Here is a 4,254-nt window from a genome sequence, read left to right on the forward strand (position 1 = left end):
TATCGACAGAAATACTTGAGACGCACACTCAGCTTCTCAATAATAAGAGTTGGCATCTATCTTGTATGTATATCGATATAAATAAATTAGAAACTAACTAAGTGGTTATTTTTATGAAAAGAGCTGTCCAAAATTTAATCATTATTTCAATCATGACTATTTTTTCAACACAAGCGGTTGGAGAATGTCTTGGAAATAAGAATCGAAATAAGATTATTTCCTCTACGGAAAATATTCAAAATAATCTCGAAGTCGCCAACTTCCTTTTAAGAAGTGCAAGTAAAGAGAATTTCACTTTATCGACAAAGTCGATTGCTAAGGATGATAAGAGAATTAGAAAGCATACAGAATCTCCGGAATATCTCGATGCTGTATTAAAGATCGTTACCTATCTTAAAGGTGGAAAAGTTTTGTCATGCTCAGGCGCCCTCATTGGTTCAGATATTAATCAGAGTTCAAGAGTTGCCATAACTGCACTTCATTGTGGAGTATTCAATCATGATGTAGAAAAGATCGAAGTCTATGCCACAACAAAGAATAAAGTTATTAAGAGAATGGCAAAAAAATCAGATCAAGCAAATTTTGAAAATGACTGGGCGATTATCGTTCTTGATGAAGTGATACCAAATGAAATCATTAAGCCAATTCTTATTTTTACTGACCCTGAAGATCGTGGTGATACTTCGGAAGACCTTGCCTTTGAGTACGAAGGAGAAATCACTGTGGCCGGATATAGTACTGATGCAGAAATTGGTGGGGATGGGCGCTATATGACTTATGAGACATTTGATACAGAATTTATCTTTGAAGCAGACGAACACTACTATCAATATGGTCATGAAGGTGACTTTGGAATGGTACGCTCATTCACTTACCCGGGGGCAAGTGGAGGACCAGTCATTGCCAATATTGACTACGATGAGAATGGAACAATGAGACCTTATATTGCTTCTCTTATAAAAGGTGGATTTAACAGAGACACTCAAAATTTTCACTCTAGCGGCAATGGAGTTAAAGGTTCACTCAAAACCAAAGTCGTTCCAATGGAGAGATTCCAAGAAGCCTCTTTAAAAGTCATTGGTCAATATAATAAGTGATTAAGAGCTTTCTCTTAAAGAAGTGGAACTCAATTCTTTATAAGGGTGATCATCTAAGAATACGATCTTCAGCTTAGGATTAATCTTAAGAAGTTTATTCTGAATAGGATGTAACTCATCTAGCTTGTGATCACGTGGAACCACATAGATTTTTGAAAGGCACCTGGCCACGAGTTCAATTTTATTCCACTTCAAAAAATGAAAGAAAGTATCATCTCCCATCAACCAATTGACCTCTTCAAGATCAACACTACTAAGCCAATTCACTGTCGGATTTCTCTTTTCTACTGAGTCAATCCCCCAAAACCCTGGATAAATAGGAAAGCCCTGAGCGGTTTTCTTTGATAAATCTTTAAGAATCTCAAGAGGACCTTCCTGATTATTCTCCTTCCAAGGAGAATAATCCGGGACAATCACGAGATTAGATTCTATTCGAGAGCACTGTCTCAGACATTCTAAATGCCCTTCGTGCCATGGATTAAAACTTCCCCCAAAGAATGTCACACTACTTGAGACAAAATCTTTAGAAGGCCAAAAAAGAGTAGGAATAAGACCCATTTGCCCAGAGATTCCATCAGGCATAAAAGGAAAAAGCCTGCCTAGTAATGTCATCATATCTCTTTCGATACTGAGACTTGGTGCTTTTAGCTCTTCAAATGCCACAAGATTTAAAGACGTCAAAGAATCATCGCCAAGCCGGATGAGTTGAATTGTATCTAAAGAATGAATGACCTCATCACCGGCCATGAGTTGATAATTTTCTACCAGTTGGTATTGGTGATGATGAACTAAGAGATTCCACATTGAAGGGTTATATCACTATCGGGGTTAAAAATCACGATCCATTAGGGTTTTTCTTCCCTCACGCATAGCATTTTCGACTGCACGATCACACTGGATGCGAATGATATTTGAAAGCATCTCCATCACACCTGCTGAAGTATTAAGACCATGCTTATCTTTAACGTACTTTTTGAGTTTACTCGCAACAATCAAAATATCTTTATTAAAGGCTTCTGAATTGATATTTGTCTTGGCCTTAGAGCCAACAAGAATTCGACGAGGAGAATCCTTCTTCTCTTTGAAAGTTCCCTCTTCCTTCTCTGATGCTTCTTCTGATTCTTTTACATAATCAACTTTCATTATTTGTCCTTGCTTTAGCTAAGTGTTAGAATCCCTTTAGAGATATAAGTATTTTAACATAATTGGGCAGCCTAGACTTGGCGCACAAAAGGCGAAAAATCTACCTATGAAATTTTCATGTGAACTCAATGGAATTCATTACGTTATCACCACAGAGCCTGGTCATCGTACAGATGCCAAGTATCACTTCATGCTCTCTTCCACAGATAAGAAGAGGCTTGAATCAGGTGAAGTTCAATACTTTCATGTCAATATCAATGCAACTTGTGAAGAGATGAAGCTCAACTTTTCTCTTCAAGGTCTCCCCCTTGCGATTGAGGCCGAGGAACAAGTTGAGGACATAGAAGACTTCTTCGAGAACCTTTGCATTTTCTCAAAGATTGAGCATATGTTTGACTTAGTAGAGAGAGAAGAAAAATATCCACACTGGGGAGTGAGTGATGCCAAACTTAGTACAGACGATTAATGATACCCATAGTAAGACACTAGGATATCTACTATGGATTTTTGGTTTTACAGGATCACATAGATTTTACTTTGGTAAACCCATTACTGGAACAATCTGGTTCTTCACAGGAGGCCTATTGGGAATTGGTTGGTTAATAGATCTCTTTCTTATTCCGCAAATGGATGAAGAAGCAGACCATCGCTATCAGACGGGACTCGTTGACTATAATCTCACATGGGTACTTCTGACTTTCTTAGGTATTTTTGGAGTCCATCGCTTCTTTATGGGTAAGATTATAACTGGAGCACTCTATCTCTTTACAGGGGGCTTTTTTACGATTGGTCTTATCTATGACTTTTGGACACTTAATGAACAAATCACTGAAGTAAATAGACAATAAAAAAAGGCCCTCATCAGAGGGCCCTTTTATTAACGACAAATTCCTTGTCTCTCAATCATTTTATCATTGTAAATATTTCTAGCATGGAAAGTACCAGAAGTTGCACCACTTTGAGCGAGATCGAGATCAATTGTTTCAATTGTCTCTTTCATTCTAAACTCAACATGACGTTGTCCATGGTAAGTATCATAGACTGTATAACATCTTCTATTTCTTCCTCCACCTTCACAAATCGTACGTGGTACTTGGTAAGTACAACCTTCCCACTCATGTCTTAATGGTCCATAAGACACTTCAGCAACGATTTCTCCACAGGCCTCAAAGTTTTGATCCCATTGATCTTCAAGAAGACAGAATCTTCCTTCACTTGGAAGCTTCACACCCTTTTTAAGTTTAAAGTTAACTTTCTTTCCAAGAACTTCAAACTTTCCTTTTCTCTTTGAAGAAAAAGAAACTTTTAGCGAGTGTTCTCCAACAGGAATCTTCACTGTTGTTTTCTTATCTTTAAGTGTTAGTTCAGATGTTGTGCTTAAATTTCCGCGAAAGCTCTTACAGCTAAAAAGTGTAAGACTTAATGCGAGGACAGTTACGATATGCTTCATATTTCCCTCTTCTTGTTAGTTGAACAATGTTAATCTTTCACAAAAAACATAAATTTTATAGTCCTTACGCATTAAGTCTTTGAAAATTCGTAAGACACTGTTCACTCTAAATAAAATACGCCCTGAATTAATTTCAAAAAGTGATTTTCCTCATGTTATTTCTCAAATTTTGCCTTAAGATAACTTTTATATTACAACAGTAAGTAACTATATTTGAAAAACGGAGAAGACTCATGAGTGGGCAAAACGCAAAAGTATTCAACACATCAATTGTTGCTTCAAACTCTAATTTAGAGCCAGTTAGACCATCTAAGAACGTGGCTAGCTCTATGACAATTGAAGTATTTCACATTGCATGTTTTATTGGTGTATTCGCATTTATCTTTGCAGGTATTTGGAAGAAAGCCGTTGCAATGGATAGAGCTGAGAAACAAGCTGCAAGTAGCGAAGTTAAAGCTTAATTCAAACTCATTAAAATGATAAAAAAAGGCTTCCCTAGAGAAGCCTTTTTTTATGTCTTGTTTCTAAAAATCTATTGAAAATGTCACTGGCCCGTCGTTATGG

At 37.0% G+C, this 4,254-nt stretch carries 7 protein-coding genes; 4 read left to right on the forward strand and 3 right to left on the reverse strand.

All coding sequences use genetic code 11. The features are described 5' to 3' along the window. Positions 1–152: 152 nt before the first annotated feature. The gene (locus M901_RS06950) at positions 153–1,097 is read left to right on the forward strand and encodes a serine protease (RefSeq protein WP_034721065.1); all 945 of its coding nucleotides are present in this window, start codon (positions 153–155) and stop codon (positions 1,095–1,097) included. Here M901_RS06950 and M901_RS06955 read toward each other — a convergent pair whose 3' ends face one another. Both M901_RS06955 and M901_RS17760 read right to left on the reverse strand, forming a co-directional pair. Then, positions 1,098–1,901 carry a cytidylyltransferase gene (locus tag M901_RS06955; protein WP_021277482.1) on the reverse strand — a complete coding sequence of 268 codons (804 nt, stop codon included), beginning with the start codon at positions 1,899–1,901 and terminating at the stop codon, positions 1,098–1,100. Between the two features lie 24 nt (positions 1,902–1,925). Beyond that, positions 1,926–2,240, reverse strand: coding sequence for a hypothetical protein (locus tag M901_RS17760; protein WP_021277479.1), 315 nt, complete (start codon positions 2,238–2,240; stop codon positions 1,926–1,928). Between the two features lie 106 nt (positions 2,241–2,346). On the opposite strand from M901_RS17760, the gene M901_RS06965 reads away from it, so the two are divergent. Continuing rightward, a complete protein-coding gene (locus M901_RS06965; protein ID WP_021277484.1) occupies positions 2,347–2,706 on the forward strand; it encodes a hypothetical protein in 360 nt (119 codons plus the stop codon). Further along, a complete protein-coding gene (locus M901_RS06970) occupies positions 2,681–3,088 on the forward strand; it encodes a TM2 domain-containing protein (protein ID WP_021277481.1) in 408 nt (135 codons plus the stop codon). The genes M901_RS06965 and M901_RS06970 overlap by 26 nt, the downstream gene beginning before the upstream one ends. Before the next feature lie 29 nt (positions 3,089–3,117). Here the strand turns inward: M901_RS06970 and M901_RS06975 are convergent, their stop codons facing one another. Next, positions 3,118–3,690, reverse strand: coding sequence for a hypothetical protein (locus tag M901_RS06975; RefSeq protein WP_021277483.1), 573 nt, complete (start codon positions 3,688–3,690; stop codon positions 3,118–3,120). A 233-nt stretch (positions 3,691–3,923) separates the two neighbouring features. Here M901_RS06975 and M901_RS06980 point away from each other — a divergent pair, with 233 nt between their 5' ends. Then, complete coding sequence (locus M901_RS06980; protein WP_021277480.1) at positions 3,924–4,151, forward strand: hypothetical protein; 228 nt, start codon at positions 3,924–3,926, stop codon at positions 4,149–4,151. The last annotated feature ends 103 nt before the right edge of the window (positions 4,152–4,254 follow it).

Source organism: Bacteriovorax sp. DB6_IX (assembly GCF_000447775.1).
Lineage (GTDB): Bacteria > Bdellovibrionota > Bacteriovoracia > Bacteriovoracales > Bacteriovoracaceae > Halobacteriovorax_A.

What these genes read in the sequence shown, in the direction of transcription:
- M901_RS06950 (WP_034721065.1), top strand. Translation starts at nt 153, where the DNA reads ATGACTATTTTTTCAACACAAGCGGTTGGAGAATGTCTTGGAAATAAG.
- M901_RS06965 (WP_021277484.1), top strand. Translation starts at nt 2,347, where the DNA reads ATGAAATTTTCATGTGAACTCAATGGAATTCATTACGTTATCACCACA.
- M901_RS06970 (WP_021277481.1), top strand. Translation starts at nt 2,681, where the DNA reads ATGCCAAACTTAGTACAGACGATTAATGATACCCATAGTAAGACACTA.
- M901_RS06980 (WP_021277480.1), top strand. Translation starts at nt 3,924, where the DNA reads ATGAGTGGGCAAAACGCAAAAGTATTCAACACATCAATTGTTGCTTCA.
- M901_RS06975 (WP_021277483.1), bottom strand. Translation starts at nt 3,690, where the DNA reads ATGAAGCATATCGTAACTGTCCTCGCATTAAGTCTTACACTTTTTAGC.
- M901_RS06955 (WP_021277482.1), bottom strand. Translation starts at nt 1,901, where the DNA reads ATGTGGAATCTCTTAGTTCATCATCACCAATACCAACTGGTAGAAAAT.
- M901_RS17760 (WP_021277479.1), bottom strand. Translation starts at nt 2,240, where the DNA reads ATGAAAGTTGATTATGTAAAAGAATCAGAAGAAGCATCAGAGAAGGAA.